36 protein-coding genes, 2 tRNA genes and 1 pseudogene are annotated in these 26,652 nt (G+C 45.2%); 8 read left to right on the top strand and 31 right to left on the bottom strand.

Going from position 1 to position 26,652, the window contains the following annotated elements; genetic code table 11:
* Positions 1-189 precede the first annotated feature (189 nt).
* Together ENN47_01490 and ENN47_01495 are read left to right on the top strand one after the other, a co-directional pair.
* A complete protein-coding gene (locus tag ENN47_01490) occupies positions 190-1,014 on the top strand; it encodes a purine-nucleoside phosphorylase (protein HDP76862.1) in 825 nt (274 codons plus the stop codon).
* The gene (locus ENN47_01495; protein ID HDP76863.1) at positions 1,011-1,994 is read left to right on the top strand and encodes a bifunctional oligoribonuclease/PAP phosphatase NrnA; all 984 of its coding nucleotides are present in this window, start codon (positions 1,011-1,013) and stop codon (positions 1,992-1,994) included. The genes ENN47_01490 and ENN47_01495 overlap by 4 nt, the downstream gene beginning before the upstream one ends.
* Here the strand turns inward: ENN47_01495 and ENN47_01500 are convergent.
* Genes ENN47_01500 through ENN47_01515 form a run of 4 tightly spaced genes read right to left on the bottom strand, consistent with a single transcriptional unit; the run spans position 1,991 to position 4,768 of the window.
* Positions 1,991-2,626, bottom strand: a complete 636-nt coding sequence (locus ENN47_01500; protein ID HDP76864.1) for a site-2 protease family protein — start codon at positions 2,624-2,626, stop codon at positions 1,991-1,993. The genes ENN47_01495 and ENN47_01500 overlap by 4 nt on opposite strands.
* Positions 2,619-3,323 carry a 16S rRNA (cytidine(1402)-2'-O)-methyltransferase gene (rsmI, locus tag ENN47_01505; protein HDP76865.1) on the bottom strand — a complete coding sequence of 235 codons (705 nt, stop codon included), beginning with the start codon at positions 3,321-3,323 and terminating at the stop codon, positions 2,619-2,621. The genes ENN47_01500 and rsmI overlap by 8 nt, the downstream gene beginning before the upstream one ends.
* Positions 3,320-3,994, bottom strand: coding sequence for a 16S rRNA (guanine(527)-N(7))-methyltransferase RsmG (locus ENN47_01510; GenBank protein HDP76866.1), 675 nt, complete (start codon positions 3,992-3,994; stop codon positions 3,320-3,322). The genes rsmI and ENN47_01510 overlap by 4 nt, the downstream gene beginning before the upstream one ends.
* Positions 3,995-4,000: 6 nt before the next feature.
* Positions 4,001-4,768, bottom strand: coding sequence for a GTP cyclohydrolase I FolE2 (locus ENN47_01515; protein HDP76867.1), 768 nt, complete (start codon positions 4,766-4,768; stop codon positions 4,001-4,003).
* A 48-nt stretch (positions 4,769-4,816) separates the two neighbouring features.
* Between ENN47_01515 and ENN47_01520 the strand changes: the two genes are divergently transcribed.
* A tRNA-Ser gene (locus tag ENN47_01520) sits at positions 4,817-4,905 on the top strand.
* An 18-nt stretch (positions 4,906-4,923) separates the two neighbouring features.
* Here the strand turns inward: ENN47_01520 and lepB are convergent.
* From lepB to ENN47_01630, 22 genes are all read right to left on the bottom strand, one after another.
* Complete coding sequence (gene lepB, locus ENN47_01525) at positions 4,924-5,766, bottom strand: signal peptidase I (GenBank protein HDP76868.1); 843 nt, start codon at positions 5,764-5,766, stop codon at positions 4,924-4,926.
* A gap of 6 nt (positions 5,767-5,772) precedes the next feature.
* Complete coding sequence (gene rplS, locus ENN47_01530) at positions 5,773-6,120, bottom strand: 50S ribosomal protein L19 (GenBank protein HDP76869.1); 348 nt, start codon at positions 6,118-6,120, stop codon at positions 5,773-5,775.
* Between the two features lies 1 nt (position 6,121).
* Positions 6,122-6,706: an RNA methyltransferase gene (locus ENN47_01535; protein HDP76870.1), complete on the bottom strand. Its 585-nt coding sequence runs from the start codon at positions 6,704-6,706 to the stop codon at positions 6,122-6,124.
* Positions 6,696-7,439: a tRNA (guanosine(37)-N1)-methyltransferase TrmD gene (gene trmD, locus ENN47_01540; GenBank protein ID HDP76871.1), complete on the bottom strand. Its 744-nt coding sequence runs from the start codon at positions 7,437-7,439 to the stop codon at positions 6,696-6,698. The genes ENN47_01535 and trmD overlap by 11 nt, the downstream gene beginning before the upstream one ends.
* Positions 7,436-7,996 carry a 16S rRNA processing protein RimM gene (rimM, locus tag ENN47_01545; GenBank protein HDP76872.1) on the bottom strand — a complete coding sequence of 187 codons (561 nt, stop codon included), beginning with the start codon at positions 7,994-7,996 and terminating at the stop codon, positions 7,436-7,438. Before rimM ends, trmD begins: the two co-directional genes overlap by 4 nt.
* Positions 7,993-8,226 carry a KH domain-containing protein gene (locus ENN47_01550; GenBank protein ID HDP76873.1) on the bottom strand — a complete coding sequence of 78 codons (234 nt, stop codon included), beginning with the start codon at positions 8,224-8,226 and terminating at the stop codon, positions 7,993-7,995. Before ENN47_01550 ends, rimM begins: the two co-directional genes overlap by 4 nt.
* Entirely contained in the window at positions 8,226-8,516 is a 291-nt protein-coding gene (locus tag ENN47_01555) for a 30S ribosomal protein S16 (protein ID HDP76874.1), read from the bottom strand. The genes ENN47_01550 and ENN47_01555 overlap by 1 nt, the downstream gene beginning before the upstream one ends.
* 31 nt (positions 8,517-8,547) lie before the next feature.
* Complete coding sequence (locus ENN47_01560; protein HDP76875.1) at positions 8,548-9,864, bottom strand: signal recognition particle protein; 1,317 nt, start codon at positions 9,862-9,864, stop codon at positions 8,548-8,550.
* Positions 9,865-10,100: 236 nt separating this feature from the next.
* Positions 10,101-10,673 carry a thymidine kinase gene (locus ENN47_01565; GenBank protein HDP76876.1) on the bottom strand — a complete coding sequence of 191 codons (573 nt, stop codon included), beginning with the start codon at positions 10,671-10,673 and terminating at the stop codon, positions 10,101-10,103.
* Between the two features lie 4 nt (positions 10,674-10,677).
* The gene (locus ENN47_01570; GenBank protein HDP76877.1) at positions 10,678-11,472 is read right to left on the bottom strand and encodes a carbohydrate kinase; all 795 of its coding nucleotides are present in this window, start codon (positions 11,470-11,472) and stop codon (positions 10,678-10,680) included.
* Positions 11,441-12,073 (bottom strand): uracil phosphoribosyltransferase, encoded by a 633-nt coding sequence (locus ENN47_01575; GenBank protein ID HDP76878.1) that lies wholly within the window; start codon positions 12,071-12,073, stop codon positions 11,441-11,443. Before ENN47_01575 ends, ENN47_01570 begins: the two co-directional genes overlap by 32 nt.
* A gap of 1 nt (position 12,074) precedes the next feature.
* Complete coding sequence (locus ENN47_01580) at positions 12,075-13,355, bottom strand: serine hydroxymethyltransferase (protein HDP76879.1); 1,281 nt, start codon at positions 13,353-13,355, stop codon at positions 12,075-12,077.
* Between the two features lie 21 nt (positions 13,356-13,376).
* Entirely contained in the window at positions 13,377-14,423 is a 1,047-nt protein-coding gene (mtnA, locus tag ENN47_01585; GenBank protein HDP76880.1) for an S-methyl-5-thioribose-1-phosphate isomerase, read from the bottom strand.
* Entirely contained in the window at positions 14,423-15,214 is a 792-nt protein-coding gene (locus ENN47_01590; GenBank protein HDP76881.1) for an ATP-binding protein, read from the bottom strand. The genes mtnA and ENN47_01590 overlap by 1 nt, the downstream gene beginning before the upstream one ends.
* Before the next feature lie 11 nt (positions 15,215-15,225).
* Positions 15,226-15,648 carry an OsmC family peroxiredoxin gene (locus ENN47_01595; GenBank protein HDP76882.1) on the bottom strand — a complete coding sequence of 141 codons (423 nt, stop codon included), beginning with the start codon at positions 15,646-15,648 and terminating at the stop codon, positions 15,226-15,228.
* 40 nt (positions 15,649-15,688) lie between these two features.
* Entirely contained in the window at positions 15,689-16,048 is a 360-nt protein-coding gene (locus ENN47_01600) for a 50S ribosomal protein L20 (GenBank protein HDP76883.1), read from the bottom strand.
* A 23-nt stretch (positions 16,049-16,071) separates the two neighbouring features.
* Positions 16,072-16,275 (bottom strand): 50S ribosomal protein L35, encoded by a 204-nt coding sequence (gene rpmI, locus ENN47_01605; protein ID HDP76884.1) that lies wholly within the window; start codon positions 16,273-16,275, stop codon positions 16,072-16,074.
* The gene (locus tag ENN47_01610; protein ID HDP76885.1) at positions 16,244-16,771 is read right to left on the bottom strand and encodes a translation initiation factor IF-3; all 528 of its coding nucleotides are present in this window, start codon (positions 16,769-16,771) and stop codon (positions 16,244-16,246) included. The genes rpmI and ENN47_01610 overlap by 32 nt, the downstream gene beginning before the upstream one ends.
* A 163-nt stretch (positions 16,772-16,934) precedes the next feature.
* Positions 16,935-17,010: transfer RNA gene (locus tag ENN47_01615), tRNA-Lys, on the bottom strand.
* A gap of 49 nt (positions 17,011-17,059) precedes the next feature.
* The gene (locus tag ENN47_01620) at positions 17,060-17,863 is read right to left on the bottom strand and encodes a carbon-nitrogen hydrolase family protein (GenBank protein ID HDP76886.1); all 804 of its coding nucleotides are present in this window, start codon (positions 17,861-17,863) and stop codon (positions 17,060-17,062) included.
* Complete coding sequence (locus tag ENN47_01625) at positions 17,856-18,350, bottom strand: hypothetical protein (GenBank protein ID HDP76887.1); 495 nt, start codon at positions 18,348-18,350, stop codon at positions 17,856-17,858. The genes ENN47_01620 and ENN47_01625 overlap by 8 nt, the downstream gene beginning before the upstream one ends.
* A complete protein-coding gene (locus ENN47_01630) occupies positions 18,350-19,066 on the bottom strand; it encodes a hypothetical protein (protein ID HDP76888.1) in 717 nt (238 codons plus the stop codon). The genes ENN47_01625 and ENN47_01630 overlap by 1 nt, the downstream gene beginning before the upstream one ends.
* An 80-nt stretch (positions 19,067-19,146) precedes the next feature.
* Between ENN47_01630 and thiI the strand changes: the two genes are divergently transcribed.
* Genes thiI through ENN47_01650 form a run of 4 tightly spaced genes read left to right on the top strand, consistent with a single transcriptional unit; the run spans position 19,147 to position 22,458 of the window.
* The gene (gene thiI, locus ENN47_01635) at positions 19,147-20,361 is read left to right on the top strand and encodes a tRNA 4-thiouridine(8) synthase ThiI (protein HDP76889.1); all 1,215 of its coding nucleotides are present in this window, start codon (positions 19,147-19,149) and stop codon (positions 20,359-20,361) included.
* On the top strand, positions 20,336-21,088 hold the full coding sequence (locus ENN47_01640; GenBank protein ID HDP76890.1) for a 1-acyl-sn-glycerol-3-phosphate acyltransferase: 753 nt from the start codon (positions 20,336-20,338) through the stop codon (positions 21,086-21,088). The genes thiI and ENN47_01640 overlap by 26 nt, the downstream gene beginning before the upstream one ends.
* A gap of 10 nt (positions 21,089-21,098) precedes the next feature.
* Positions 21,099-21,632, top strand: coding sequence for a bifunctional nuclease family protein (locus tag ENN47_01645; GenBank protein ID HDP76891.1), 534 nt, complete (start codon positions 21,099-21,101; stop codon positions 21,630-21,632).
* A complete protein-coding gene (locus ENN47_01650) occupies positions 21,619-22,458 on the top strand; it encodes a polyprenyl synthetase family protein (protein ID HDP76892.1) in 840 nt (279 codons plus the stop codon). The genes ENN47_01645 and ENN47_01650 overlap by 14 nt, the downstream gene beginning before the upstream one ends.
* 1 nt (position 22,459) lies before the next feature.
* Here ENN47_01650 and ENN47_01655 read toward each other — a convergent pair whose 3' ends face one another.
* Positions 22,460-23,320, bottom strand: coding sequence for a serine/threonine protein kinase (locus tag ENN47_01655; GenBank protein ID HDP76893.1), 861 nt, complete (start codon positions 23,318-23,320; stop codon positions 22,460-22,462).
* A gap of 45 nt (positions 23,321-23,365) precedes the next feature.
* On the opposite strand from ENN47_01655, the gene ENN47_01660 reads away from it, so the two are divergent.
* The gene (locus tag ENN47_01660; protein ID HDP76894.1) at positions 23,366-24,217 is read left to right on the top strand and encodes a PHP domain-containing protein; all 852 of its coding nucleotides are present in this window, start codon (positions 23,366-23,368) and stop codon (positions 24,215-24,217) included.
* Here ENN47_01660 and ENN47_01665 read toward each other — a convergent pair.
* The 4 genes and pseudogenes from ENN47_01665 to ENN47_01680 all read right to left on the bottom strand — a co-directional run.
* On the bottom strand, positions 24,179-24,367 hold the full coding sequence (locus tag ENN47_01665) for a hypothetical protein (protein ID HDP76895.1): 189 nt from the start codon (positions 24,365-24,367) through the stop codon (positions 24,179-24,181). The genes ENN47_01660 and ENN47_01665 overlap by 39 nt on opposite strands.
* Positions 24,351-25,259 (bottom strand): bifunctional enoyl-CoA hydratase/phosphate acetyltransferase, encoded by a 909-nt coding sequence (locus ENN47_01670; protein ID HDP76896.1) that lies wholly within the window; start codon positions 25,257-25,259, stop codon positions 24,351-24,353. The genes ENN47_01665 and ENN47_01670 overlap by 17 nt, the downstream gene beginning before the upstream one ends.
* A 119-nt stretch (positions 25,260-25,378) precedes the next feature.
* Positions 25,379-26,209, bottom strand: a pseudogene (locus tag ENN47_01675) (endonuclease VIII).
* A gap of 330 nt (positions 26,210-26,539) precedes the next feature.
* On the bottom strand, positions 26,540-26,652 hold a 113-nt coding region (locus tag ENN47_01680), incomplete at its 5' end, for a PspA/IM30 family protein (GenBank protein HDP76897.1).

A 26,652-nucleotide genomic window follows, 5' to 3' on the forward strand; every position in this document is an offset into this window, starting at 1 on the left:
TCTCAGAGATTATGCTTTTCACTCTGTCGAAAACTTCATCTGCTGTCAAAGGATTTCCTCCCTTCGAATTCTTTCTGGAAATCGGAACAATTATATTGATCGGAAGCTACAAAGTCAAATGGCTCTCGATTCTCAAAAGCTTTCATTATTATATAATAATTTGAAAGGCTTTACTTTCGGAGGTTTGCTATGACAAATTTTGAAGCGATGAAAAAGGCAGTGATCAAACGGGTTAGCCTTTTGCCTAAAGCAGGGCTAATACTTGGATCGGGGCTTGGCTACTTGACGGAGCAGTTTGCTGAACCGACGGCAATAGAATACTGCGAGATTCCCGGCTTTCCGAACACTACGGTAGAAGGCCACTCAGGAAGGCTCGTCTTTGGAATTTTCCATGGACTGCCAGTCGTTGCAATGGAAGGACGTTTCCATTTCTATGAAGGTCATGAGATTAAAGACGTCTCTGCCCCAATATATTTGTTCAAGGAACTGGGAGTGAAGAATTTGCTGATTACAAATGCAGCGGGGGGCATAAACAGAAGTTTCACTCCCGGAGATATCATAGCTGTGACCGACATTATTAACTTAGGCTTTCGAAACCCCCTTAGGGGTCAGAATGACGAGCGTTACGGAGTAAGATTTCCCGACATGTCTGAGATCGTCGACAGAGACTGGTTGAATGAACTGAGAGTTAGACTTGGCAATGAGGGGATTGACTTGAAGGAAGGAACGTACTGTTGGGCTCTAGGTCCAAGTTATGAGACTCCCTCAGAAATTAAGGCATTCGAATCCTTCGGGGCCGATCTCGTAGGAATGTCAACAGTTCCGGAAGTAATTGCAGCCAAGCACTGCGGAATGAAACTTCTTGTTCTCTCTTGCGTGACCAACATGGCCTCGGGAATTCTTAAAGAAAAATTGACTCACGCCGATGTTGTGAAGACGGCCAACAGAATCAGACCCAGATTCACTTCTATTGTGCAGCGAGCAATCGAATCAATAAAGGCGAGCATATCATGATAAGAAAGGTAAACAGTGTCCTTTCATGCATTCAGGAAGCCAATAACATACTTGTTGTCGGCCATATAATGCCCGACGGAGACTGCATTTCTTCGGTTGTATCTCTTTCAATGGGTCTTGAGAAATTCGGCAAGAGAGTAACACCGGCGATCGACTGGAGGATTCCATCGAGTTTCAATGTCTTTCCGTGGGTGGAAAGAATAAGGGAATACAGCGAGGATATCTCAGAGCCAGACTTGATTATTGTTGTCGACGCATCTTCCCCTGATAGAATAGGCAAGTTTGAAGAGTTTCTAAGAAAGGACGTCACGTCAATAGTGATTGATCATCATGCAACAAACACTTACTTCGCGAATGAGTGCTGGGTAGATGCGTCATATTCGTCGGCTGCCCAGATGGTTCTTGACCTTCTCAAACTTATGGATGTTGAATATGACAGCGATCTCGCCCTGATGAACTACCTTGGCATAGCAACGGATACAGGATTCTTCAGATACTCTAACGTGGATAGCTCGGTCTTTGAGGCTGCGGCTGAACTCGTCAAATTGGGCGCCGATCCCGCCTTTGTTGCAACAGCGATTCTGGAGACGAGAAGGATCGAAGAGCTTTTCTTAGAGAGAGAGGCAATCGACAACATCAAATTGATTTCAGAGAACAGGTTCGCCTATTCTTACCTGACTATGAAGGATTTTGAGAGGCACTCTCTAACGGAGGACGATTTTACGGGATTTGTTGGCGAGTTGAGATCTATTGAAAGCGTCGAAGTTGCCCTCTTCGCTTCGGAAGCTTGCAAAGGCCAGGCTCATGTCTCTTTGAGATCAAAGAGATATTTCGATGTAAGCGAGATTGCGGTCGCGTTCGGAGGTGGAGGACATCAGAAGGCTTCAGGCTTCACTCTCAATTATGAAAGCGATCTGAAAGAGGCTCTCGCAGAGGTCGTCGAAATGATCGATTCTAGACTTAGAAACGAGACAGATTAGGCGATCAACCTCGCAAGAAGCTGTATGAATTGTGTTATTGGCCACATTATCAGCTGAATTATGCCCATTAGAGACAGAACAAGAAGAGTGAGTATTCCGTAGAGTTCATACTTGACCAACCAGTTGACCTGGCTTTCGGGAACGAGCACAGTAACTATATTCGCTCCATCCAGAGGCGGTATTGGAATTAGGTTGAACAATGCAGTGTTGAGATTGATCACCATTGTCCAGTAGACAACATCCGCAACGTAACTGGCAGGAAATGAACTGACACTTTCCGGCAAGAAAGTCGAGTACTGGTAAAGACCTGAAAGATAAAAGAGGAGACCTGCAACGAGGCCTAATGAGAAGTTGGCAATAGATCCTGAGATAGAAGTCAGTATCGCTTTGAAATACCCGACTTTTCTCAGTTTCCAGTAGTTGACGGGAAACGGCCTCGACCAACCGAACTTAAAAAAGTAATACATCAGAAGGCCGACAGGATCTATTCTTCTAATGAATCCCGGTTCTCCCCATTCAGGTTTTATAGCTTCGAATCTTCTTGCGGTAATAAAACGAGCATACTCATGGGAAAGAATAGTTGCCGCAATCGCCGGGGAAAGGCAGAAGAAGTTCCTCATCATCTCAAGCATTTTGACTCTCCCTTCCCGAAAGAACGACCGTTATCTCTCCTTTGACTTCGGAAGCTCCGAATCTCTCAATTGAATCAGATACTCTCCCAAAGAAGGATTCCTGGAAAAGTTTTGTCATCTCTCTTGCAACAAAGACTTCCCGATCGCCAACTATTTCAAGAAGATCGCTCAAGGTCTCGGTCAGTCTGAATGGGGACTCGAAAAAGACTATGACACTCTCCGCATAAAGCCCCTGTGCAATCTTTCTGAAGATTCTTCTGCGATTCTTTCCTCTTGGAAGGAACCCAAGAAAAGTGAAGTGGCTTCCTGGAAAGCCGCTAATTGCAAGCGCAGATGAAACGGCGCTGGGACCAGGGGCGATGTCGATTTCAAATCCTTGCTCACGACAAACCCTAATAATTAGGGCTCCTGGATCCGAAACCACTGGCATTCCAGCATCACTGGAAAGAGCGATTTGCTCTCCCTTTTTCAGGCGCTCAATAACGAACGGCACTCTTTCTTCCTGGTTATGCATATTCAGAGAGATGACCTCTTTCCTGAATATTTCGAGAGAAGCGAGTAATGCCCTCATTCTTCTTGTATCTTCCGCAAGGATCAAATCTGCAACTCCCAGAATCTTCCTGCCTCTAACAGTCATGTCATCTAGATTGCCAATTGGAGTTCCGACAATCCATAGTTTCCCAGTATTTTCAGTCACTTTGAACCTCCGAGCGGGGACTTTGAGGCCATTCCGACTCTCCTTGGAAATTCTCCCGGTGTTTCTGCTTTCTTCTCGTAGACTATCAGGAACCTGGCAGATCCGTCTGAAAGACGATATTCCTTCTCTTGCGACAGACTGAGGCGAAGCCTCTCTTCTGCAACTCCCGCAAATCTTTTCTCCTCGTTCCAGCCAGGACCTTTATAGAGAAAAATACTGCCGCCAATCCTCACCAGTGGAGCTGCGAGTTCCATTGACACGTCGCTTCTTGCTACTGCTCTCAGAAAGGCCGCATCAAATCCTGCTCTGTTCTTGAGAGCCAATTCTTCCGCTCTGGCAGTCTTCACTGCAACATTATTAAGTCCCATCCTACGAGCGAATCTTTCGATCTCTTGAGTCTTCTTTGCAATCGAATCAAGAAGCACCCAAGATGATTTCGGAAAAACCGTTGCCAGCAATAGACCTGGAATCCCACCGCCACTTCCGATATCCACATAACTGCCATCCAACGCATAATCGGCAAAGGGAATTAGAGCGTCCTCTAAGTGTACTGTCACAGCTCTTTCGAATATCCTGACAGAAGTGAGATTATGTGGAGAAGAAATCATTAGCTCTATAAGCATCTTACATTTTGAGCGAAGAGACGGTTCAAGCGATTCAAATGAGAACATTGTGGCTCATTCCTTTTCGATGCAAGCGTATGCCTCGTGGTTGTGAATTGACTCCTGACTGATCACTTCAACTCTGTACCAGCTGATACGATCATCCTCTTGAAGAAAGAGAACGACCTCTCGGGAAAGATCCTCTACAAACCGGGGGTTATCATACGAGTGTTCGGTAATGTATTTTTCGTCTTCCCTCTTAAGAAGAGAATATATAGGGGCGCTAGAAGACTTCTCGACGAACTCGATTATTTCTTCAATCCATACAAGAGAATTCATTCTGACGAAGGCAGAGACTTCTGCCCTTTGGTTGTGAGCTCCCCTGTCGCTTATCTCCTTTGAACAGGGGCAGACGGTCATGACGGGAACCTTGACTCCAAGAATGAAATCAAATGCACCATCTTTCATAGTATTGAAAGAGCATCGGAATGAACTGAAACTCTCGCTGCCACTTACCGGAGCATTCTTTCTGATGAAATATGGAAACTCAACCTTAACGTGCGCAACATCTGCCTTAAGAGATTCTCTCATGTCATCAAGAATCGATTCCATGTTTCTCGGGGTGATTTTTCGATGGTGCCTTTCTAAAACCTCCACAAATCTAGACATGTGGGTACCTCGAAAATCCTTTGGAAGATCAACAAAGAGATCGAACTTTCCAACTGTTTGCTGAGTCCCGAATTTCCTATCCAACACAATTATTGGATACTCGATTGACTTTATCCCAACCATATTGATCTTAATATTCCTCTTGTCCTTCTCATTCTGTACGTCTCTCAAGATCTAACACCCCTTGAATCTGAAGTATCAAAGAGGTATAATTTCCTAAACGGAGGCGTATCCTAATTGGCTAAGGAGCCGGTCTTGAAAATCGGTGGGGTTGACGCCCCTTGTGGGTTCGAGTCCCACCGCCTCCGCCAGAGCCGGGGTTCCCCCGGTTATTTCTTTAATGGCCCAAAATCAGATAATGGCCAAATGGTAAGCATCGGGCTCCCAACTATAGCTTTCTCCGGAACAAAGCCAAAATACCTGCTGTCGAAGCTATTGGTGGAGTTATCTCCCATCATGAATCTGAACCCTTCTGGAATCGTGACTTTGACTTCCCCTGTCGCCGGGTCTTGACTAATATACTCTCCCATCCCAAGAGGGCTCAGAACTGTGTCATAGTACTCCGTGTATTCAATAAGCCCTTTGTATGCCTGGTAAAGTCTGTAATACGGTGAAATCCTGACAGTGGGATCGTCGGGATGAGCCAGTCCGAAATAGAACATCGGATCGTAGAATATTCCTTCCCTTACATAACGCCTTTCTTCCAGCGCAGGAGGGATATCTCCGTTGACGTAAAGCTGATAGACTGGATTAGCGGAAGTGTAGTCTGGAGCCTTTCTAAGTTCCAGGACATCACCCGGTTTACCGACCAACCGCTTAACGTACTTTACATGACCTCTGTACTCTGCAGGGGCGAAAAGGTCCATGAACTTATCGAACCCACGCAGATACTTCTGCGACTCGATATCCACATACGGAGTCCAGAACACGACGATGTCCCCATAATCCGGTTCTCTGTATTCATAGGTGATTTTCTCCACGAATAGTCGAGCGGGAGGGTTTATTGTAGGTATCATCGAGCCAGTCGGAACTAACATTGTCTCAAAGACAAACAGACGAATTATCGTACCGAAGACAACCGCGTAAAGAATCGCCTTTCCCCACTCTCTAACTTCGTGGAGAAAGCGCGATCCTTTCTTTTCAGAGGCCTTTTCCGACATTTTGTCAGACACTTAGCGTCAGTCCCTTTTCTCTTTTATCTTTACCTTACCCTTCACATCTCGAATGTAGTAAATCTTCGCTCTTCTAACCTTTCCCCTTCTGAGAACTTCTATCTTCTCCAGAGACGGGCTTGTGAACGGGAAGATTCTTTCGACTCCAACACCCGCCGCTCCAACTCTTCTAACGGTAAAAGACTTTCCGGTTCCACTGCCTCTGATCCCCATAACAATTCCCTCAAAGGCCTGTACCCTTTCTTTATTACCCTCTTTAATCCTTACGCTTACTCTTACGGTATCGCCCGGACCCATCTTCGGCAGATCTTCCCTCAAATGTTCGTTTTCCAGAGACCTTATGTACTGATCCATCTTAATCCCTCCTAACATATATTGTATCCTCTTGAATTAATCTATCTAATACTATCGCAACCGCTGCTCTCACAGAGAGATGATTGAAATCCGAATTAGCTCTCAGCGGTTCCAACGAGTAGTTGCACATTCTTTCAATTTCCTCGGGCAAACCCCAGCTCGTTCCAAATAGAAGAAGATGCGGCTTTTTGCTCCCTGCTATAATGTCTCTCATTGCTCCGTATGTGAGCCTGTCTCTTCCCCTCTTTGCTGAGGTAAAAACAAGATCAGGTTTCTGCCCTTCGATCTCTTCAATATCTTCAAGAACATCTTCAATATACGATGCCCTCTTAACAACCGTCAGCGCTTCGCTTCTGCTTGGATTGTACTCTTTTCCAAACTCCTCAAGCCAGTAGTTGAGGACGTTGTCTACGATCTCTCTCTGCGCAGGAAGATTGCTCACCACAAAATAGCCCTTCAGATTGTAAGTTCTACAAGTGCGGGAGATATCGTGAACATCAAGATTTGTAACGGCGCTCGAAACGATATTCCCATGCCTTCCTAAAACCGGGTAGTGAATCAAAGCAAGATATATGTTATTCAACATCCTTTCTCAGCTCCTCGAACAGCATAAGCAAGGCCTTCTTGTCAGAGAGATCAAACTCATGCTTCAAAAAGATGTCCGGCCTTCTTTCGATCGTTCTCCTTAAGCTCTCCACTCTCCTTTGAATTTCAATCATCTCGTGATTACCACTGAGAAGCACCTCGGGCACTTCAATTCCATTCACTTCTCTAGGCCTTGTGTAATGTGGGTGATCGAGTAGTTCGGAGAAAAAGGAATCATTAATGACGGATTCCATGTCTCCGATTACTCCCGGTATGAATCTCGAAACAGCCTCTATCATGAGTATTGCGGGAACTTCCCCACCGCTGAGCACGAAATCACCAATCGAGAGTTCTTCATCAACCACGCTCATAACCCTTTCATCAATCCCTTCGTAACGGCCACAGATGAAAGTAATGTGATTGAGTTTGCTGAGTTCAAGAGCTTTCTTGTTATCAAAGACCTTTCCTTGAGGAGAAGGGTAGATTATGTATGGCCTGCTATTTTCCGTAAAGCGACTCGCAACTGCCCTGAGAATCGGCTCGGCCTTCATAACCAGACCGCTCCCTCCACCAAATGGATAGTCGTCGGTAGTTCTGTGGCGATCATCCGTAAAATCTCGAATATCTACGGCTTCAAAAACGATTATCTCTTTCTCAAGCGCTCTCGAAATTACGCCCCAGTTGAAAATAGTTTCGAAAAGCTGCGGGAATATAGTTAGAACATCTATCCTCATTCAGGCTTGACCTCTTCAAATTTCAAAGACCTCGCAATAATCGTCTTATCATCAAAGTTTAGCTCGATAATACAGTCCCTTATCATTGGAATGAGTTCTTCTCGGATGGAAAAGTCTTTCTCGTGATGAACAACGACCATTACATCATTCGAACCCGTTTCAATAATATCGTCAACAATACCAATGAAGCTGCGATTCTCATCAAAAACCTTACAACCAAGAACCTGAAAGTAATAGTACTCTCCTTCGCTCAATTCTGGCAGAATCTGGACTTCGATGTAGAGATGGAAGCCGGCAAATCTTTGTGCCTGAGCCATCGAATTGATGCCTTCGAAATGCAAGATCCATCCTTTTGTGGCTCTACGGGCTCCATCAATCGAGACGGTGAAACGTGATTCTGTTTTCTCGTTATAGAGAAGAACCTTCCCGACGTTCCTGAAGGCATCTTCATCTTCAAGGGAAACTTTCACCTTCATTTCACCGTGAAGACCGTGCGGCTTCACTATCCGCCCGATAGGAATCATGTCTTCCAGAAAATCGTCTTTCAAATCGCTCATCTGACCACCTTTAGAATGAAACTTTCTTTTGATGAGCCTGCAAGAGCGTTGAGAAGTACGTTGATTGACTTGATTGTCCTACCATCCTTTCCAATAATCTGGCCGACATCTTCTTCTGCGGCACCAATTTCAAAGACTGTGTTCCCGTTTTCATCAATGGTCTCTGAAACGGTTATCTGATCGGGCTCCCTAACTATTCCCTTCAGAATGTGTTCAAGCACTTCCTTCATTATTCTGCTTTCTCTCCAGCTTCCTTGACAAACTTGAGTTCGTGAACCTTCTTCATAACTCCGAATTTCGCAAGAATCGATCTTGCAGTCTCTGTTGGTTGAGCCCCCTTCATAATCCATTCCACAGCCTTATCGACATCGACGCTCATGATACCAGGATCTCTTATAGGATCATAGAACCCCAGAGAGTCGATATATGCTCCGTCTCTACGCTTCTGAGAATCGACTACAACAAGCCTGTAAAAAGGCCTGTTTCTTCTACCCATTCTTGTTAGCCTTATCTTTACCATTCTTTACGTACACCTCCTGATTCTCTACTATCTAAAATGGAAATCCTTTCATGCCTTTTAGAAGTTTTCCTTTCCTTCCAAACTGCTTCATCATACTCTTCATCTGATCATATGATTTCAGGAGCTTGTTTACATCCTGAATTGACGTTCCGCTTCCTTTTGCTACTCTTTGCTTTCTCGAGTAATTAAGGAGCCTTGGATTTCTTCTCTCCTGAGCAGTCATCGAACTGATAATCGCCTCTGTCCGCTTCATACTTTTCTCGCTCCCGGCCAAATCCACATCTTTCGGTGCACCGGGTATCATTTCCATAATATCTGCGATAGACCCGAGCTTCTTGACTTCTTTCAACTGCTCAAGAAAGTCCTCAAGATCAAATTTGTTCTTAAGGAATTTCTCCTCCATCTCCTTCGCCTTTTCCTCGTCTATGTTGGACTGAAGCTTATCTATAAGAGACAACACATCTCCCATTCCAAGTATTCGTCCAGCAACTCTGTCGGGATGAAAGGCTTCAATCCCATCGGGCTTTTCAGAGACTCCGATGAACTTCACCGGCTTTCCCGTGACATGTCTTATAGATAGAATAACTCCGCCTCTCGCATCTCCATCAAGTTTTGTCACTACGAAACCCGAGAGCTCCAGTGATTCGTTAAATGCCTTTGCTGAGTTAACAGCATCCTGACCTGTCATCGCATCGACAACCATGAGAATCTCATCGGGCTTGACTGCAGCAACGATATCTTTCAGCTCTCTCATCATTGTGTCATCGATGTGAAGTCTTCCCGCTGTATCAAGAATCACGACATCATTTATGTTCTTGACTGCCTGCTGCATTGCTTCATGTACAATACGAACAGGGTTCTTTCTATCACCCGTGAAGACAGGCATATCTATCTGTTTCCCCAGCTGCATCAACTGATCTACAGCCGCCGGCCGGTATACATCTGCCGCAACAAGAAGCGGTTTCCGGCCTTCTTTTCTCAAAAGAGTGCCGAGCTTTGCCGTAGTAGTTGTTTTTCCGCTTCCCTGCAGACCCACCATCATGATCTTGGCCGGTTGACTCGAAAGCTTCAGTGGGACGTTTTTTTCACCCAGCATCTTTATCAGTTCATCTCTCACAACTTTGATGAATTGCTGATCCGGTGAAAATGATTTCAGTACTTCTTCACCAAGGGCCTTCTCTGTCACACCGCTGATAAATTCCTTGACTACCTTGTAGTTGACATCTGCTTCCAAAAGCGATAGTTTTACCTGTTTAACGGCATCTTCTATGTTTTTTTCCGAGATTCTTCCCTTTCCACTCAGCAACCTAAATGTTCTGCCGAGTTTGTCCTGGAGATTTTCAAACATCCAAACACCTCCACAGCTTGAAAAGTATACAACGCGTCTGCACGTGAATGTTGAACTTATCTAAACAACAACTGTGATTATCTTCTACTTATATTAAATTTTGATTACCGGAAAGACATCAATATACTTAATTCACCTATGTTCCTTCGAGAAACATCTTCAGTAGATTGATCATCAATACTTGCTGAAGGGAATGAACCTCGCTCTGAAAGTGATTTTAAGACGCAAGCAAACACTCATTTGTGATTCAACGAATTAAGCTTTATGTAACAATCTCTGCAGACTGCAATGTATTTCTCCATTCCTCCAACATCGATTTCCGTATCGATTGCGCCTGAAATCCTGTGAGTTACCGTTGCGTTGTATTCTCCACAAATGTGACAGACGGCCTTTTTCTTTATTACTTCATCTGCCGCAGCCATCAAATTAGCAGTTACAGCAAACGGTCTGTGTTTGTAGCTGAGATCGAGTCCCACGCAAAACACATCGATTCCAGAGAAAATCATCTTCTCAACTACTTCAAGCAGACCCTGATCAAAGAAGTTCGTCTCGTCAATGAATACTGCATCAAGCCTCTCATTTTCGCGCGAGACGATCTCTTCTATTCCTGAAGAGTCATTCACATTTATCGCCTCCGCCATTTGGCCTGAATGACTTACGACATGACTGGATGAGTATCGGGTATCAATTACTGGCTTGAAAACCTTTATACGTTTCTTTCCAAGAGTGTAGATCTCAACCATAGAGAGAAGAGTCGAAGTCTTCCCCGAATACATTGGTCCCACAACAACCGTGAGCTTGCCCGACATAAACTCAGCTCCTTATCACGTAATCAAGACTGTCCCTAATGCCAAGCAAGAACTGTCCGATTGATTTTTCCTGATAACAGTATTCTCCACTTATTTTCACAGCTTCTTCTATTGCTTCTTCAGGAGAAGCCCCTGTCGCAACTTGAAGCGAAAAGATTGCTCCAAAGAGATCTCCACTGCCAAAGCGGCTTTTTCCGATTCGCAGAGGCAGATACTCCTTCTTTCCATAAAGTGCACCTTTTGACGAAGCCTTTATTATTACTCGTCTGTCGTCTCTATCAAATGACATATAGTCATTAGCGAGAATGAAATCATACTTCTCCAAACCCTCAAGCCCTTTGAATTCATGAAAGGGAGAAGGATCTATGATCTTAATCCGCGACTCCGTCGAAGCTGCCGTTGAGGCCGCAAATTGGCCAATTTCAAGGGTGCTGTACAGTAGATCGAATCTCTCCCCGGAAAGAAGCTCGAGCAATTCCTCATTGATGCTTGCTAACGAAGGTTTTTCAACTGCCATAACCTCGGAATCTCTAAAGAGGAAGATCCCGCTTGAACAACTAGAGGTGACCGGAATAGCCGCAAAAGGCCATTTTTGAGAATCGCCGGCGCCAAAGCAACTCAAGAAGAGTACATCGGCGCCAATCAATGAAAGGCAGTTAGCCACATTGAAGCCCGACCCGCCTGGAGTTTGTTTTATCTCGGCGTTGTGCCCGCTACCCGAAATCTCGATATCTTCCAAGTAACCGCCTAAAACGAGAGCACGAAACTTACTTCGTTCTATAGAGTCTATCACCGGCATCTCCTAATCCAGGAATGATATATGCATGGTCATTCAGTCTTTCATCAAGAGCTGCAGTGAAAACCTTCACGTCAGGATGATTCTTCTCGATGAATCTCACACCTTCGGGAGCTGCGATGAGACACATCAAAGAGATCTGCTTCCCTCCGGCTCTCTTTACCAGTTTCAAAGCCCAAGACGATGATACGCCAGTTGCAAGCATCGGATCTAGAACGAAGATTTGTGTCGTTTCGTCGATCCCGGGAAGCTTTGAGTAGTATTCAACAGGCTGAATCGTATCGGGATCTCTGTAAATGCCAATATAGCCAACGGAAGCATTGGGCATTAGGGAAAGAACCCCCTCAACCATACCGAGGCCGGCTCTGAGAATAGGAACTACGGTTACTTTCTTGTCTTCGATGGACTGACCGACCATCCTGACAAGAGGAGTTGTGATTTCCTTCTCAAAAGTTGGTATGTGTCTTGTCGCCTCATAGGTCAAGAGCAAGGTTATTTCTTTGAGGAGTTCTCTAAACTCTTTGGGGCCGGTTTGGCTATCTCTCATTATTCCCAACTTGTGCTGAATAAGAGGATGATTGACTATTGTCAGCTGATCAAACATACTAATCACCCCTGTGAATCAAATCAGAATAAAGTGGGAATCTTTCGGTGAGAGCCTTGACTTCCCCGCTTATCTCCTTCACCTTTGATTCGGGTAGGTCGCCCTTTTCACTTTCTATGCTTTCAAGGACTCGGATGATCAGATCGGCAATAACCGGCATTTCCTTCTCCGTCATACCCCTTGTAGTGACGGCGGGAGTTCCAATTCTTATTCCACTTGTAACAAAAGGAGATCTTGTCTCCTTTGGGATGGTATTCTTATTAACTGTTATATCTGCTTTCTCAAGAGACTTTTCAGCGGCCTTCCCTGTTACATTGATCGGAGTAAGATCTACAAGGAAAAGATGGGTATCCGTTCCACCGGAAACAATCCTTAACCCCTTTTCTTCAAGAGATTTCGCTAACTGACGAGTGTTCTCCAATATGCTCTGCTGGTAAACTTTGAAGTTGTCCTCCAGAGCTTCGCCGAAAGAGACTGCCTTAGAAGCAATGACATGCATCAGGGGGCCGCCCTGAGTCCCGGGGAAAACCATCTTGTCTATCGACTTGGCAATCCCTTCATCATTCGTAAGAATCATACCGCCTCGAGGACCTCTCAGAGTCTTGTGCGTAGTCGTCGTCACGACGTGAGCAAAGTCCAGCGGATTGGGATACAGACCCGCAGCTACAAGACCGGCGAAGTGAGCCATGTCTACCATAAGAATCGCGCCGACCTCATCCGCTACCTCTCTAAACTTCCTGAAGTCTATTATTCTGGAATAAGCGCTTCCGCCGGCAATAATCACCGAAGGTCTAGCTTCGAGGGCAAGCTTTCTCACTTCACTATAGTCGATAAGCTCGCTCTCCTCTTCGACACCATATGCCACAACATTGAAAAGCTTCCCTGAGAAATTTACTGGAGAACCGTGAGTTAGGTGTCCTCCATGGCTCAAAGACATCCCCATGATGGTATCGCCAGGCTTGGCAACCGCCAGGTAGGCGGCCATGTTTGCCTGTGATCCCGAGTGTGGCTGAACATTTGCGAATCCAGCATCAAAAAGCTTCTTGGCCCTTTCTCTAGCAAGTTCCTCGACTTCGTCAACAAAGACGCATCCACCATAATATCTCTTAGACGGATATCCTTCCGCATACTTGTTTGTCATGACGGATCCCATAGCCTCCATGACTGCCCTGGAAACGAAGTTCTCAGAAGCAATCAGCTCCAGACCGTTTCTCTGTCTTTCTAGCTCCTTCACCATGATATCGAATACCTGTTTGTCACTATTCTTCAAAGACTCCCACATGTAAAAACCTCCTCCAGGATTCTATTCAAACATTTTCTTCAGTGAAATATCATATGGCGGCCTTGCAATACCCTTTTCCGTGATTATTCCGGTTATCAAACTCCATGGAGTTACGTCAAAAGCGGGGTTGAAACATTTTACATCATCGGGAGCAATCTGCTGGTCTCCTATGTGAGTTATCTCACGGTGGTCTCTTTCCTCTATTGGGATTTCGTCTCCTGTCGGAGTTGAGAGATCCACCGTACTTAAAGGAGCAACTATGTAGAAGGGAATTCCGTGTTTCTCAGCAAGAATCGCCACTGAATACGTACCAATCTTATTTGCCGCATCGCCATTTGCTGCAATTCTGTCTGCTCCCACCAGTACTAGATCCACCAGTCCTTTGTTCATTACCCATCCAGACATATTGTCGCAGATGAGCGTGACGTCGACACCCGATTTCATGAGCTCCCACGCCGTCAAGCGCGCCCCCTGAAGATAAGGTCGAGTCTCGTCGGCATAAACCGATATCTTTTTACCTTGCTCCACGGACGCCCTAATCACGCCCAGTGCCGTTCCATAATCCACAGTCGCGAGTGCTCCTGCGTTGCAATGAGTAAGTATTCCATCACCATCTCTCACAATCGCTGCGCCGTTGTTCCCTATTGCCTTGTTTACCTCGATATCTTCACTGGCTATTCTGAGCGCTTCGCTTTCGAGAGACGCAATTAGATCTTTCCTTTCCCTCTTTCGGAGGGAATTAAGCGTCATTTCCATTCTATCAAGAGCCCAGAACAAGTTCACGGCAGTAGGTCTGCTCTCCGAAAGTCTTTTCTTGACAGAAACCATGTGTCCGAAAAACATCTCTTCAGAAACGGTTTGAGCCTCTCTTGCACCTAGAAGATAACCGAATGCTGCACTTGCGCCTATTGCCGGTGCACCTCTGACAACCATATTTTTGATTGCAAGATATACGTCTTCGTGAGTCAGGCATTCAACAAACTCTTCCTTTGAAGGAAGTCTTCTTTGATCGATGAGCATCAGTCGATCTTCTTTCCATTCAAGTGTCATGCTCTTGAACTTACCCACTACAGCTTCACCCTCTGAATTATTTCTTTCACTGTATCTCGATAAGCGGATTCAAGCTCAGAACCCCTCATGTGTGTCACTATGCTCTTACCGATGTCAGAAAACCCTACCAGCGCCGGATCAAAGGGAAGGGAGCCTAGAAGCGGAATGTCAAAGAGATTCTCGAGATTCTTTCCTCCTCCCTCTCCAAAAAGCTTAATTACCTCTCCACAGTTTGGACATCTCATGAATGACATGTTTTCAACAATGCCAAGAGTTCTTCTGTGCATGGTCTTGACAAGATTTATCGCTCTTTTCACATCCTGAACGGCAACGGCTTGAGGTGTAGTCACTACAAGAGCCATTATGTCGGAAAGAGTCTGGAGAGCAGTTAGCGGCTCGTCTCCCGTACCCGGAGGAGAATCAATTATTAGAAAGTCGAGTTCGCCCCACGCAACGTCACCCAGAAACTGGTATATTGCCGTTGTCTTCATAGGACCTCTCCATACTACCGGGGCATCTTCTTCAACAAAACTGGAAATGCTTATCACCTTGAGATTCGGGAGGACCTCTGGGGCAAAGATCTGATTCTCAATTACCTCAGGTTGTTTTTTGAGTCCGACCATTCTCGCCACATTCGGCCCATGAAGATCAATATCCATTAGACCCGTTCTGAATCCCTCATCCGCAAGAGACAGCGCCAAATTCACCGCAACAGTAGATTTGCCCACTCCGCCTTTTCCTGACATCACAAGTATTTTGTGCTTTATTGACTTGACGTTGTTTCTGATCTTCTCTATTGTTTCTGCCATCTCCTGTGGATTCAATTTCCTTCGCCCCCATATTCAATCCTCATAGTAAGATCTACCGAATTCTTAAGCATAGCAGAGACAGAGCAATATCTCTCCTGCGATAGATTCACTGCCTTTTCAATTTTGTCCTTCGGAAGATTCTTGCCGGAGAAATGGTAGACAAGTTCAATGCTTGTGAAGACTTTTGGATGCTCCTTAGCATACTCATAATTTGCAGAAATCCAGTATTCGTAGTCGTTGACCTTCATTTTGGAGAGTATGGAAACAACGTCCATCGACGTGCACCCCATCAATGCAGCCAGAACCGTCTCCATCGGGCTTGGTGCCGACCCGTCTCCGCCTGAAGCTTCCTTGGCGTCCATATATATATCATGACCTGAGGGGGTTTTTGCGTAGAAGGCCATCTTCCCTATTCTCTTTGCAGAGTATTCCATTGTCTCATCTCCTCTCAAAAAAAAAGGGCCTAAGCCCCTTTTAATTTCCGTTAAGTGCCGATTTGGCGATCTCGCAATACTCCTTAAACGTATTGAAATCATTAACTGCAAGGTCTGCAAGCATCTTTCTGTTGATGTTCACACCTGCAATTTTCAAACCATGAATCAGATCGTTATACTTGGTGCCTGCAATTCGCGCACCGGCATTGATCCTGGTGATCCAGAGTTTCCTGAAATCTCTCTTCCTTATCTTTCTTCCTGCATAGGCATAGACTCCAGATCTTATGTAAAACTGCTTGGCCAGCCTGTACCTTCTGCTCAGGGCACCTCTATAGCCTTTCGCAGCCTTCAGATATTTCAGTTTTTTCTTCTTTGAATTTACTCCACCTTTTACACGCATCTAAATCTCACCTCTCAAAAGGGTCAAATGCCCAGGCTTTTCTTGACTTTCTTCTCGTATCCGCCTTCGACCAGCTTCCATTTTCGAGCCTCGCGGCGACTGCTTTCACTCTTCTTACCGGTATTATGGCCAGTTCCAGATTGGTTCCTCATGATCTTCCCGCTACCGGTAACCTTATACCTTTTGGCACTTGCCTTATGAGTCTTCATTTTTACTTTGTTGCCCATTATCCTTACCTCCTTGAGGAGCTGCCTTTGGCTTGAGAATCATCCACATATCTCTTCCCTCCAGTTTCGGAGGCCGATCGATATCGGAAATCTGCTGTAGCTGATCTGCAACTCTTTCGAGAATCTCTCTTCCTTTATCTGAAAAGACGATTTCCCTGCCTCTGAACATTATGACGACCCTGACTTTGCTTCCCTTTTCAAGGAATTCTTTGATCCTGTTCGTCTTAGTCTGGAAATCATGCTCATCAATCCTGATCCTGAATTTCATCTCTTTAAGCTGTGACTGCTTGGTCTTCTTCTTGGCTTCCTTCTTTCGCTTGTCCTTTTCGTACTTATACTTTCCGTAATCCATGATTCTAGCAACCGGCGGATTTGCCGCAGGTGCCACAAGAACCAGATCTAGACCCTTTTCTCTGGCATTTTTTAGCGCTTCTGATGTCTGAACAACACCCAGCTGTTCCCCGTTAATGTCAACAAGTCTCACCGTCTTCGTCATTATTTCATTGTTTTTCGGTGTTGAATCACCTCTTGCGATACTACATCACCTCTCAAAAAAAATTGGCGGAATTTCCCGCCATGTCAATAACCTACTTTTCAGGTATTGACCCCTCAACCTTCAGGCGGGGGTGGGAGAAACTCTCCACTTAATTTGCACTCTCTGGTGAGCCGTGCAGGGATCGAACCTGCAACCTATTGATTAAGAATCAATCGCTCTGCCTGCTGAGCTAACGGCCCACTAACGGTATTTATTGTATCTCATGGGAATGAACCTGTCAACCGGGTTTCAAACGTATAGATCGTCTCTGAAGTTAGAGAAATAGCCGTGAGAATCACGACTCTCGTTGAATCGATATCTCTTGACAAGCTTAGTGTCAACATCGGCAAAAGCAAAACCTTCTGCGCCACCGCAATCTGCAATTGTTTCCCCTGAAGGCGAAACGATTCTGCTTTCTCCGACGAAGTTCATGGACTTATTCGATCCAACTTGACTGGCCGCCGCAAGGAAGCACCCGTTCTCAATTGAACGAGCTCTGGTCGCAGTATCGTAAATCATTCTTCTCTCTCTTCCAAACGCGAATGGAACTAAGAGAACCTCGGCTCCTTGCCTGCAGAGTTTTCTCGAGATTTCGGGGAACCCGATTTCATAGCACATAAGTAGTCCAAACTTCACACCCAAATACTCAAAAGATCTGAATTCTTTGCCAGGAGTGAAGACTTTCTTCTCATCGCGGAAAAGGTGAGTTTTATTGTAGTAAATCGCCTCAAGATAAGGAAGCATTATTACAGTGGAATTGAAAAGACCATCTTTGGTACTATTTACCATTCCGCCAACTATGGCAATGTCATTGTAATCGGCGAGCGCCGAAAGAACCTCTTCAGTTTCCTCCTGCATCTCGACCGCATTGTTGACGGTGGCTTCATCGGTTCCATATCCGCTGTTGAACATCTCTGGAAGAACAACAATGCTCACGTCTTCTTCAACAAGACTCTCGACATAGCTTGTCACCTTCTCCAGATTCTCACCCGGCTCATCATTGTCTGCTTCGAACTGAACAATACCAATTCTGATTCTCTCTGTTCTAGTCATACTTATCTTCACCATCCCGCTCAAAAGGAGTCCTCACAATGGGCTTCAGAATTCTTCTAAGATCCTGAGCCGCAACTAAAATCATTAGAACCGCAGCGAGCACTATTCCGCCACTTCCCAATCTAACATTTGCGACCCTGCCTATCGCCACTCCAACAAGAGTCCAATACAAAAGTGAAAAGGCAACCGCCAACAGCTTCTTATGGTGAAGAAATCCATAGAATCCCGATACTGCTTGCGCCACGGCGAGAATCAGAACTTCACTCTTGTACATTGTGCCAGTTGTATCCTGAAAGTAGCCAAATAATAGAACTACATAGAAGAGAACAAGGGTAAGGTTCTGGATTCTAGAAACACGAACTGACTTGCTTCCAAGAATCATACCCGTAAAAACTAGAGAAGCGGCTACCGCCGATAGCAAAAACGAGTAATTGAGAAACGGCATAAGAACAAGTGGAACGAGAGAGAAGATGATTCTGTAAAGCATCAGTATCCGTTATCTTCCAGCCACTTCTGAGCCTTTTCCTTCGACTCCTGCCCTTGAACCACGAAATTAGTCTGAATTTCCAGATCAAGAACCTTCCTGTAGTATTGTGCGGCCAAATCCTTCTTTTTCCATACTTGATAGAGGAGGGCGAGCTCGTAGTAACTGTTGATGTATGCAGGATCATTTTCGATAGCCTTCAGGAATCGTTCTTCAGACTTTCCGTAATTTCGGTAAGGCCAGGGAGTATCCCTATCTCTCATTCCTTTAGCAATGAAGGGAAAAGGACTGTCTGGCATAAGTTCCATGGCCTTATCTATACTCTTATCGAAGTCGGTTATCAGGAACATAGACTGGATTATCCCTGCCATCTGAGCGAGCTGTCCTATTGCCGCCCCTTTGACGTAGTAGGCCATCCCATAAGAATCGTTCATTCCTATAGCCTTCTCCGCAAGTTCTCTTGCTTTCTTATAGTGAGTTTCTCTATCTTTCTTGTCTTCTATCCAGTTCGCATACTCTCTGTGAGAGTCCGCAAGCAACGTGAGAATTTCTATGTCTCCCAAATCCTCTGATTCGAGCCTCTCTATGAAGCTAGTCATTAGCTCAGTGTTCTGTACGGCCCTTATCTGAACAAACTCAGAGTGGAGCGTATCGAAATCCGTAGCGACAAAGAGCGATGAAAATAGAGCCAAGAAAGAGATTAATAGCAGTTTCTTCATGTAAAGGAACACCTCCTAAGTAAGATTGTATGATAGGAATATTATATAACTACATTGACAAAAACAATCGGAGGTACTTCATGGATAGATTCGTGGTAGTGAGATATGGTGAAATTGCTCTTAAACAGGGAAACAGAAAACTCTTCGAGAAGGTCCTGTCAAACAACATAAAGAGACAATTGGGAAAGTCGACCGTAGAAAGGATCCGGGGGCGAATAATAGTCACCGTACCTTCTGATAAGCTGGACACGGCAACAGAAGTAATGTCCCGGACGTTCGGAATCCAGAACTACAGTTTGGGGACTTGGACAACTTACGATCTTGAGGACATATACCTGACTTCCACCGACCTTGCAAAGAGAGAGCTCGAGAGAGGAAATAGAACCTTTAAAGTAGAAACCAGAAGGCTCGACAAGCGATTTCCATTGAAAAGCATCGAACTAAATCCTCTTGTGGGGGAGAGGATTCTTGAAGAGATTCCCGAAACTTCCGTCGATCTTCACAATCCGGATTTCAAGATCGAGATTGAGATAAGAAATGAAGGAGTTCTCATTTCATGCGGAAAAACGACTGCAAATGGAGGTCTCCCTGTCGGAGTTAGCGGCAGGGCTATTCTGCTGCTTTCCGGAGGGATAGATAGTCCTGTCTCCGGTTGGCTCGCTCAGAAGAGGGGATTGGATCTCGACGCCATTCACTTCTCCAGTCCTCCATACACCGGAGAGAAGGCTTTCGACAAAGTTCTCTCACTTGCGAAATCCCTTTCCCTATACAATGGAGGCAGGGAGTTTAGATTATATTCAATTCACTTCACAGAAGCTCAGATTGCCGTTCACAAACATGTTGAAGAGAGATACAGCCTTGTCTGTCAGAGAAGGTTAATGATGAGGATCACCAACAGAATTGCTGAAATGAACAGGATAATTGCTGTCGTGACAGGAGAGAACCTTGGCCAGGTGGCGAGCCAGACTCTCGAAAATCTGAGAGTAATCGAAGAACAGACAGATCTGATAGTGCTCAGGCCTTTGCTCACTTACGATAAAATCGAAACAATAGAACTTGCCAAGAAAATCGGGACGTTCGAGACGTCAATACTGCCTTATGAAGACTGTTGTACGGTCTTCGTACCGTCGAGTCCTGCAACAAAGGCAAGACTATTTGACATCAACCGGGTAGAAGCCGGGCTGGACTTTGAGGATTTGACGACGAAAACCCTGAACAAGTCGGTAATGTACAGAATGAAGAATGGCAAAATATTGGAGGTAGGGGGAATTGAAATTCCTGAAAAAGCTACTTAGTCTGGTGGTTACTGTCTGGATAGCCGTGCTTGGAGTCCTTTACATCTGCGTCTATGGCGGAATCGTGATCCTTATCGGGAACTTTATAGGCAGGATAAGAGGGAAGAAAGAGAGAAAGACTTTCATATCGAGAGAGGTCTCGAGGTTTGGCAGGGCAGCCTTTGTGCTTTCGGGATCAAAGGTCAAGGTAACAGGTAAGGAAAATGTACCCCAGACAGGACCGATGGTTATCGTGGCAAATCACCAAAGTGCGTTCGACATACCGCTTATACCTGGCTATGTGTATCCGGAAATTTCTTTCATAGCAAAAAAAGAGTTGTCGAAAATTCCAGGCGTCAGCTGGTTCGTGAGTGCTCTAGATGGAGTATACATTGAAAGGGGAAACAGATCGCAAACGGCAGGCGCTATTAGAAAAATCTTCAGAATACTGAAAGAGGACGGGACAATTCTGCTCTTTCCTGAAGGGACCCGGAGCACTGCCGGTGAAATTGGGGAATTCAAAGACGGGAGTCTTTCAATACCTTTCAAACTTGGGGTGAAAGTCGTACCTGTCGCTCTAGACGGAACTCGTAATCTTCTGAAGAAGAACAGTTTCCTTATCACTCCGTCAAGGATCTCTCTTGCCATATCTAAGCCGGTTGTGCCGGAAGATTTCACTTCCGAAAAAGAGTTCAGCGCAGGAGTCTATAATATAATTAGAGATGCGCTGGAATCACTTAGAAACTGAGGTGGGCTTTATGTTGCAGGTAAGACTTAGGGGGTTGGCCCTGGACCAGAGCAATTCCCCGGTAGTCATACTGGAGGTTGAAAAGACAAACAAAGGGTTTGGAATATGGATCGGCCCATTTGAAGCAGAGGCTCTTGCTCTTGCTGTTAGTGGAAAAGACTTCCCGAGACCTCTGACATACGATCTATTTGTAAATACAGTCTCACAACTTGGGGGCACTTTCGAAAAGGCGGTGATCGGGCAGGTAAAAGACAATATCTATTACGCGGCTCTACATCTGCAGGATCGAAACGGTCAATTGTACATAATAGATGCTCGCCCATCGGACTGTCTAGTGCTTGCCGTCAAGAAGGGCTTCCCCATTTTCGTAGAAGATGCCGTATTCTTGGAGAGTTCAATCGACCTGAGCAACCTTCAGACTGACACTCTTAAGCACGGTCAGGAAGAGGAAAATGAAGGATTCAAGAAGTTCATTGAAAATCTTGACATTGAAGAGCTCAAGAAACACTTTAGAGGAAAAGACGAGAACAATGAATCTAGCTGAATTTGCGCCCTTTTTCAACGCGTATCTGAGAAGGTTTCTCGATGAACTGAACCTTCACGAACCTTTGAAAGAAGTAGTCTCTTATACTCCTCTGGCCGGTGGAAAGAGAATTAGAGCATATCTTGTCTGGGAACTATCGAGGTACACTGGTTTTGGAGAGGAAAATGCTTTAAAGACAGGGATTGCCGTAGAACTATTCCATAGCGGAAGTTTGATCCACGATGACCTGCCTGCAATAGATAACGATATTATAAGGCGGGGCTTGCCATCCAGTCACGTAAAATTTGGTGAGTGCAAAGCCATATTGGCCGGGGATTTTCTGATGCTGTATCCCTCAGAACTAATCTCTTCTCTGGATATCGAAATCAGTTCCAAGCTGAATCTATTGAGACTCTGGCAAGAGACTTCTCTGGAGGTTGTCAAAGGTGAGTTCGAAGACGTCTTTCCCGAAAACAAGTCAAGAGAACAAATGGAAAGAATTCACGCTGCCAAGACGGGCTCTCTTTTCGGCTTCTGTTTCGCAGCTCCATTTGCCGAAAAAGAGGAAGAGAAGTTCGTTAAAATGCGCCAACTGGGGCTGAGATTCGGCAAGTTGTTTCAGATGATGGATGACATAAAAGATGTAATATCTACAGAAAGTGAGCTAGGAAAGACGCCGGGAAAAGATGATAAACAAGATAAACTCACTATACTCTCTTACGAATCCCTTGAGGAAGCTCAGGCGAAAGTCAAAGAGATGTTTCTTGGCCTTCTGGAAGAAATCGACGAATTCTCTGATCTTTCAACAGAGATGGAAAATGTATACGACTTGATTGCCAGACGCTGACTCAAAGTCCAAAGAATCTGGACTTCAAGGCCTTTCTGAAAGCGACTGCATCGGAGTATCTTTTCTCCGAGAGCAATGCCATTGATTTGTCGAGAATTCGCCTGGCCCTTCTTGAAAATGTGTCGAAGATTAGTGGTACTCCCTTAACTCTTTCCGTCGATGGAACAGGATCCTCTCCGCTCACCAGAAAGAATAGAATCCCCCCAACTGAATACACATCCCATGAATAGTTCGGCGGCGATGAAGAAAAGAATTTCTCAGGACACGTATAACTGAGGGAGACTACTTTAGAGAGGGAATTCATAAGGTACACATCCTTTAGACAGGCTGCGCCGAAATCCATCACTTTTATTTTTCCATCATCTGTCAGCATTACGTTGGTAGGTTTTAAGTCGCCGTGAATATAACCTCTTTCGTGAATAGACGATACTCCTTCAAGTATGCTGTCCACCATTTCAAAAGCCTTTCCATCGTTCATCACACCTTCGTTCTTTACTGTGTCCTTTAAAGTCTTTCCACTTATGAACTCCATCACATAGTAAGCGGTGTTATTCTCTGTGAAAAGATCTAGAACCTTAACAACTCTGTCATCTTCGATTCTGGACATTATCGTGAATTCTTCGGAGAAGGAAGAGAGCTTGTCGAAATAGATCTCTCTCAGGTCATCGCTAACCGGTCTAACGTTGTTGCCTTCTCTTTCTACGCCTCTTGGGAAGAACTCTTTCACTGCGACATTATTTCCCTTGTGAAAGTCAGAGCATAGATAAGTTAAACCGAACCCACCCCTACCCAACGGCTCGATAACTTTGTAACGTTTCTTCAGAATTGTCCCTTCACTGAGGTAGTATTCTATTGTCATCACCTCTAGTAGAATAATATCATCATTAGTAAGAAAGGTGGCAGACGAATGTTTGTTGATTTTCACTGTCATTCAGACCATTCAGACGGAACCAGCTCGGTTGCTGGGATAATTGAAGAATCACTCGAGAAGAGAATTACCGCTCTCTCGATAACAGATCATGACACTCTTGCCGGTCAAGCTGAAGCAAGCGATCTTTCTTCTCAGATGGGAATAAGATACGTAAGAGGAGTGGAGATCAGCTGTGATTTTCACGAGACTCTTGACATTCTTGGTTACGGTATGGTTTCATCGGTCGTCTCTATCGAAAACCAGTTGAAAGAAGTCAGACTGAAAAGAGATCTAAGGAATACCAGAATTCTCTCAAGGCTGAGATCTCTTGGAGTTCATATAACAGATGAAGAACTTGAATATTCTTTTCCTGGCGAGAGTCTCGGAAGGCCTCATATAGCGAATCTTATTGTGAAGAAGGGGTACGCTGATTCCATAGAAGAGGCCTTTTCTCAGTTCATCGGGAGAGAGGGAAGAGCATACGTAGAGAAAGAAAAGCTGTCGATAAAAGCCGCCATAGAACTCATCCTTTCTGCCGAGGGCATTCCAGTCCTGGCTCACCCTCTTTCCATGACTCTCGATCGTGATCGGACCATGGAGATGGTAAGAACAATGAAATCTTACGGTCTGAAAGGAATCGAGGTGTTTTACAAGACGTACGATCTGGAGACAAGGAATGATCTTCTTGAGATCTCGAAGGAACTTGATCTAATTGCCACAGGCGGCAGCGATTACCATGGAGAACACAAAAAGAATCTTGAACTCGGTGTTGAGATCCCTGATAACTTTGTCTGCAGCTTCCTTGAATCTCTACCCACCCACGATCGCTTTGATGATCAAGACCTCTGAACCGTCATCAAGAGGACTGTCCAGATCAGCCATTTTTTTGTCCTCTAATACTATGTACCGATCGGAATCAACGTCCAGACTGATAAGAAGTTCTCTGACTGAAATTCCGCCTTCAAGATCCAGAACTTCATCCTCAAACACCACTTTCATTGTTATCTCCTAATGAGTAACTTGCCAAAGCTATCGATGCGAGTTTCGAGGGAGATGAGTCGGCCCTGGATACAATAACAATCGGTGCCGAGGCACCCAAAATAAGCCCTGCAATTTTACCACCTGCAAAGTAGACGGCGGATTTCCCAAGGAAATTTCCGCTGGCAATATCGGGCACAACAAGTAGATCAGCCCTGCCAGCAACTGGACCGGTAACCTTTTTTATTTCCGCTGCGAACGACGATAATGCATTATCGATTCCAAGAGGCCCATCTATCTCACAATCTGTTATCTGTCCCCTCTGGCCCATCTTCGAGATCACTGCTGCCTCAAGGGTTTCCGGCATGTTTTCATTTACTGTCTCAACAGCCGCTACCAATGCGACTTTTGGCTTTTCGTAATCCAGTGACTTCAAAAAGGATACTGCGTTTTCGATTATAGATATTTTGGTCGGCAGGTCTGGCCGAATTACCATTCCACCGTCTGTAATGAAGACAATTCTATCAATTGCCGGGACTTCAAGAGCGGCAATATGGCTCAGAATTTTTCCGGATCTCAGCCCCCATTCTTTGTTGAGAACTGCCTTTAGCAGTGTAGAGGTCTTGACAAGGCCTTTCAAAACTATATCGGCATATCCGGAGTTCACCAGTCTGATACCCTTCTCGCATACTTCCTCGGAACTTGAAGCACCCACAACTTCTCCCTTTAGCCCTTCTTCTTCAAGGATTTCATTCGTTCTTTCTTCATCGCCTACGAAGACTGGCACCGCGATTCCCTCATCAAACGCAAATTTCAGGGCTTTGACTGCTTCTCTGTCTTCCGAACCAACAAGCACAACTCTTCGTGGACCCTTAGCCTTAGCCAAGGAAATAAGCTCAGAAAAACTTCTCACGGAAAATCCTCCTTGCTCAACATTCTCTATCAAGGTAAGTATAACCTATGATAGAGTACCCATTAACTCTCTTGAAGCTAAATCAGTATCTTCTCAAGACAGTTGAAGGGGTGAAGCATTCACTCCAGCCTCTGGCAAGATGGGCAGAAATATACCTTTCCGCCAAGATAGTTCTGACTTCCTATCGTCCCGCCACATCTGGGACAAGCCTTGCCAAAAGTCGCCCTCCCAATGATTGTCTTATACTTCCCTTCAACTCCAAAGAGGTCCTTCTCAGAATCTCTACCACCATTTTCAGTCATATCTTTGAGAACGGTCTTAATCGAAGAAAACAACCTCTCTTTGTCACCATCAGAAATCTTACCTATCTTTATTCTTGGATGAAGCCCGGCAGTCCAGGCTATATCTTGAAATACACCGTTACCCAAGCCCGGTATCCGCTGCTCCGTTGCCAGGAAGGCTTTTAGACTAAGTTAATCGGCTTTTTCGAAGTCAAAGAGCTTCGAGAAATAGTTTTCATCGAAATCGTCACTGATAGGTGACGGTTTCTCCTGTGCCACAAAATAGTACTTGTTGTCAAAATCACCTTCTTCGAAGCACCATAGCCCTCCATAAAGCCGAACATAAACACTCAGGGATGAACCGTCGCCGAACTTCACTGTGAGCTGGGACTTCGCTTTTGGCTTCTCATCTTGAGAGTAGAACCTCGGGGCGGCCCCATCTGAGAAAACCAATCGCCTCCTGTCGGCGGAAATTTCTACCATTCCACCTATTGCCCCGGCCGAAGAAAAAATCGAACCAGTCAACCGTCTTTTATATTCGTGTGGATCTCCAAGATAGAAAGAGAACTTGTCTGGATTCTCAGGCACTTCAACTCCGACAACTGTCCTGCCGGAAAGATTCTCGTCTATCTGACTCGCAAGCACAAATGCTTCGGGAATCTCTATCACAATTCACCTCCACAGAACGTAAGTCTGTTTAAATCAAGAGGGTTCGTCTTGAGGATGAGCCCGCAATCAACTCGATTTTCTGGACGGTTTGCCTTCGCGATACGGCTATTCTTCAAAATAGACTGGGAGAGTCGAGTGGAAAGAGAAAAAGCCGAAACAAGCTGCATGAGTCCGGAGCGGACACACTAATCAAGCTTATCTTCGGCTTCAGCAATTTCAGCAAAAGGCTGGCCCATCTGTTTCTTCTCATTCAATCTCGCGTTTACTCTGGAGACGCTTCTGCTGCGAAAAGCATAATTACTTAAGAACAACTAAAAACCGGGAAAACTTCTAAACGCCAAGATCTTTCTTCATCTGTTCAAGCTCTTCATCAACTGCAAACGAGCTCTTGGCAGCGTACTTTTCTTCCAGAGCCTTTGCCTTGTCAATAGTCTCGGTGTTCA

Origin of the sequence: Mesotoga infera, assembly GCA_011045915.1 — a bacterium.
Lineage (GTDB): Bacteria > Thermotogota > Thermotogae > Petrotogales > Kosmotogaceae > Mesotoga > Mesotoga infera_D.

Bases quoted from the DNA above. Each gene is read 5' to 3' on its own strand.
- ENN47_01490 (HDP76862.1), top strand. From the start codon at position 190: ATGACAAATTTTGAAGCGATGAAAAAGGCAGTGATCAAACGGGTTAGC.
- ENN47_01495 (HDP76863.1), top strand. From the start codon at position 1,011: ATGATAAGAAAGGTAAACAGTGTCCTTTCATGCATTCAGGAAGCCAAT.
- ENN47_01500 (HDP76864.1), bottom strand. From the start codon at position 2,626: ATGCTTGAGATGATGAGGAACTTCTTCTGCCTTTCCCCGGCGATTGCG.
- ENN47_01510 (HDP76866.1), bottom strand. From the start codon at position 3,994: ATGTTCTCATTTGAATCGCTTGAACCGTCTCTTCGCTCAAAATGTAAG.
- rplS (HDP76869.1), bottom strand. From the start codon at position 6,120: ATGGATCAGTACATAAGGTCTCTGGAAAACGAACATTTGAGGGAAGAT.
- ENN47_01535 (HDP76870.1), bottom strand. From the start codon at position 6,706: ATGTTGAATAACATATATCTTGCTTTGATTCACTACCCGGTTTTAGGA.
- trmD (HDP76871.1), bottom strand. From the start codon at position 7,439: ATGAGGATAGATGTTCTAACTATATTCCCGCAGCTTTTCGAAACTATT.
- rimM (HDP76872.1), bottom strand. From the start codon at position 7,996: ATGAGCGATTTGAAAGACGATTTTCTGGAAGACATGATTCCTATCGGG.
- ENN47_01550 (HDP76873.1), bottom strand. From the start codon at position 8,226: ATGAAGGAAGTGCTTGAACACATTCTGAAGGGAATAGTTAGGGAGCCC.
- ENN47_01555 (HDP76874.1), bottom strand. From the start codon at position 8,516: ATGGTAAAGATAAGGCTAACAAGAATGGGTAGAAGAAACAGGCCTTTT.
- ENN47_01560 (HDP76875.1), bottom strand. From the start codon at position 9,864: ATGTTTGAAAATCTCCAGGACAAACTCGGCAGAACATTTAGGTTGCTG.
- ENN47_01565 (HDP76876.1), bottom strand. From the start codon at position 10,673: ATGTCGGGCAAGCTCACGGTTGTTGTGGGACCAATGTATTCGGGGAAG.
- ENN47_01570 (HDP76877.1), bottom strand. From the start codon at position 11,472: ATGCCGGTGATAGACTCTATAGAACGAAGTAAGTTTCGTGCTCTCGTT.
- ENN47_01575 (HDP76878.1), bottom strand. From the start codon at position 12,073: ATGTTTGATCAGCTGACAATAGTCAATCATCCTCTTATTCAGCACAAG.
- ENN47_01580 (HDP76879.1), bottom strand. From the start codon at position 13,355: ATGTGGGAGTCTTTGAAGAATAGTGACAAACAGGTATTCGATATCATG.
- ENN47_01590 (HDP76881.1), bottom strand. From the start codon at position 15,214: ATGGCAGAAACAATAGAGAAGATCAGAAACAACGTCAAGTCAATAAAG.
- ENN47_01595 (HDP76882.1), bottom strand. From the start codon at position 15,648: ATGGAATACTCTGCAAAGAGAATAGGGAAGATGGCCTTCTACGCAAAA.
- ENN47_01600 (HDP76883.1), bottom strand. From the start codon at position 16,048: ATGCGTGTAAAAGGTGGAGTAAATTCAAAGAAGAAAAAACTGAAATAT.
- rpmI (HDP76884.1), bottom strand. From the start codon at position 16,275: ATGGGCAACAAAGTAAAAATGAAGACTCATAAGGCAAGTGCCAAAAGG.
- ENN47_01610 (HDP76885.1), bottom strand. From the start codon at position 16,771: ATGACGAAGACGGTGAGACTTGTTGACATTAACGGGGAACAGCTGGGT.
- ENN47_01620 (HDP76886.1), bottom strand. From the start codon at position 17,863: ATGACTAGAACAGAGAGAATCAGAATTGGTATTGTTCAGTTCGAAGCA.
- ENN47_01625 (HDP76887.1), bottom strand. From the start codon at position 18,350: ATGCTTTACAGAATCATCTTCTCTCTCGTTCCACTTGTTCTTATGCCG.
- ENN47_01630 (HDP76888.1), bottom strand. From the start codon at position 19,066: ATGAAGAAACTGCTATTAATCTCTTTCTTGGCTCTATTTTCATCGCTC.
- thiI (HDP76889.1), top strand. From the start codon at position 19,147: ATGGATAGATTCGTGGTAGTGAGATATGGTGAAATTGCTCTTAAACAG.
- ENN47_01645 (HDP76891.1), top strand. From the start codon at position 21,099: ATGTTGCAGGTAAGACTTAGGGGGTTGGCCCTGGACCAGAGCAATTCC.
- ENN47_01650 (HDP76892.1), top strand. From the start codon at position 21,619: ATGAATCTAGCTGAATTTGCGCCCTTTTTCAACGCGTATCTGAGAAGG.
- ENN47_01660 (HDP76894.1), top strand. From the start codon at position 23,366: ATGTTTGTTGATTTTCACTGTCATTCAGACCATTCAGACGGAACCAGC.
- ENN47_01665 (HDP76895.1), bottom strand. From the start codon at position 24,367: ATGAAAGTGGTGTTTGAGGATGAAGTTCTGGATCTTGAAGGCGGAATT.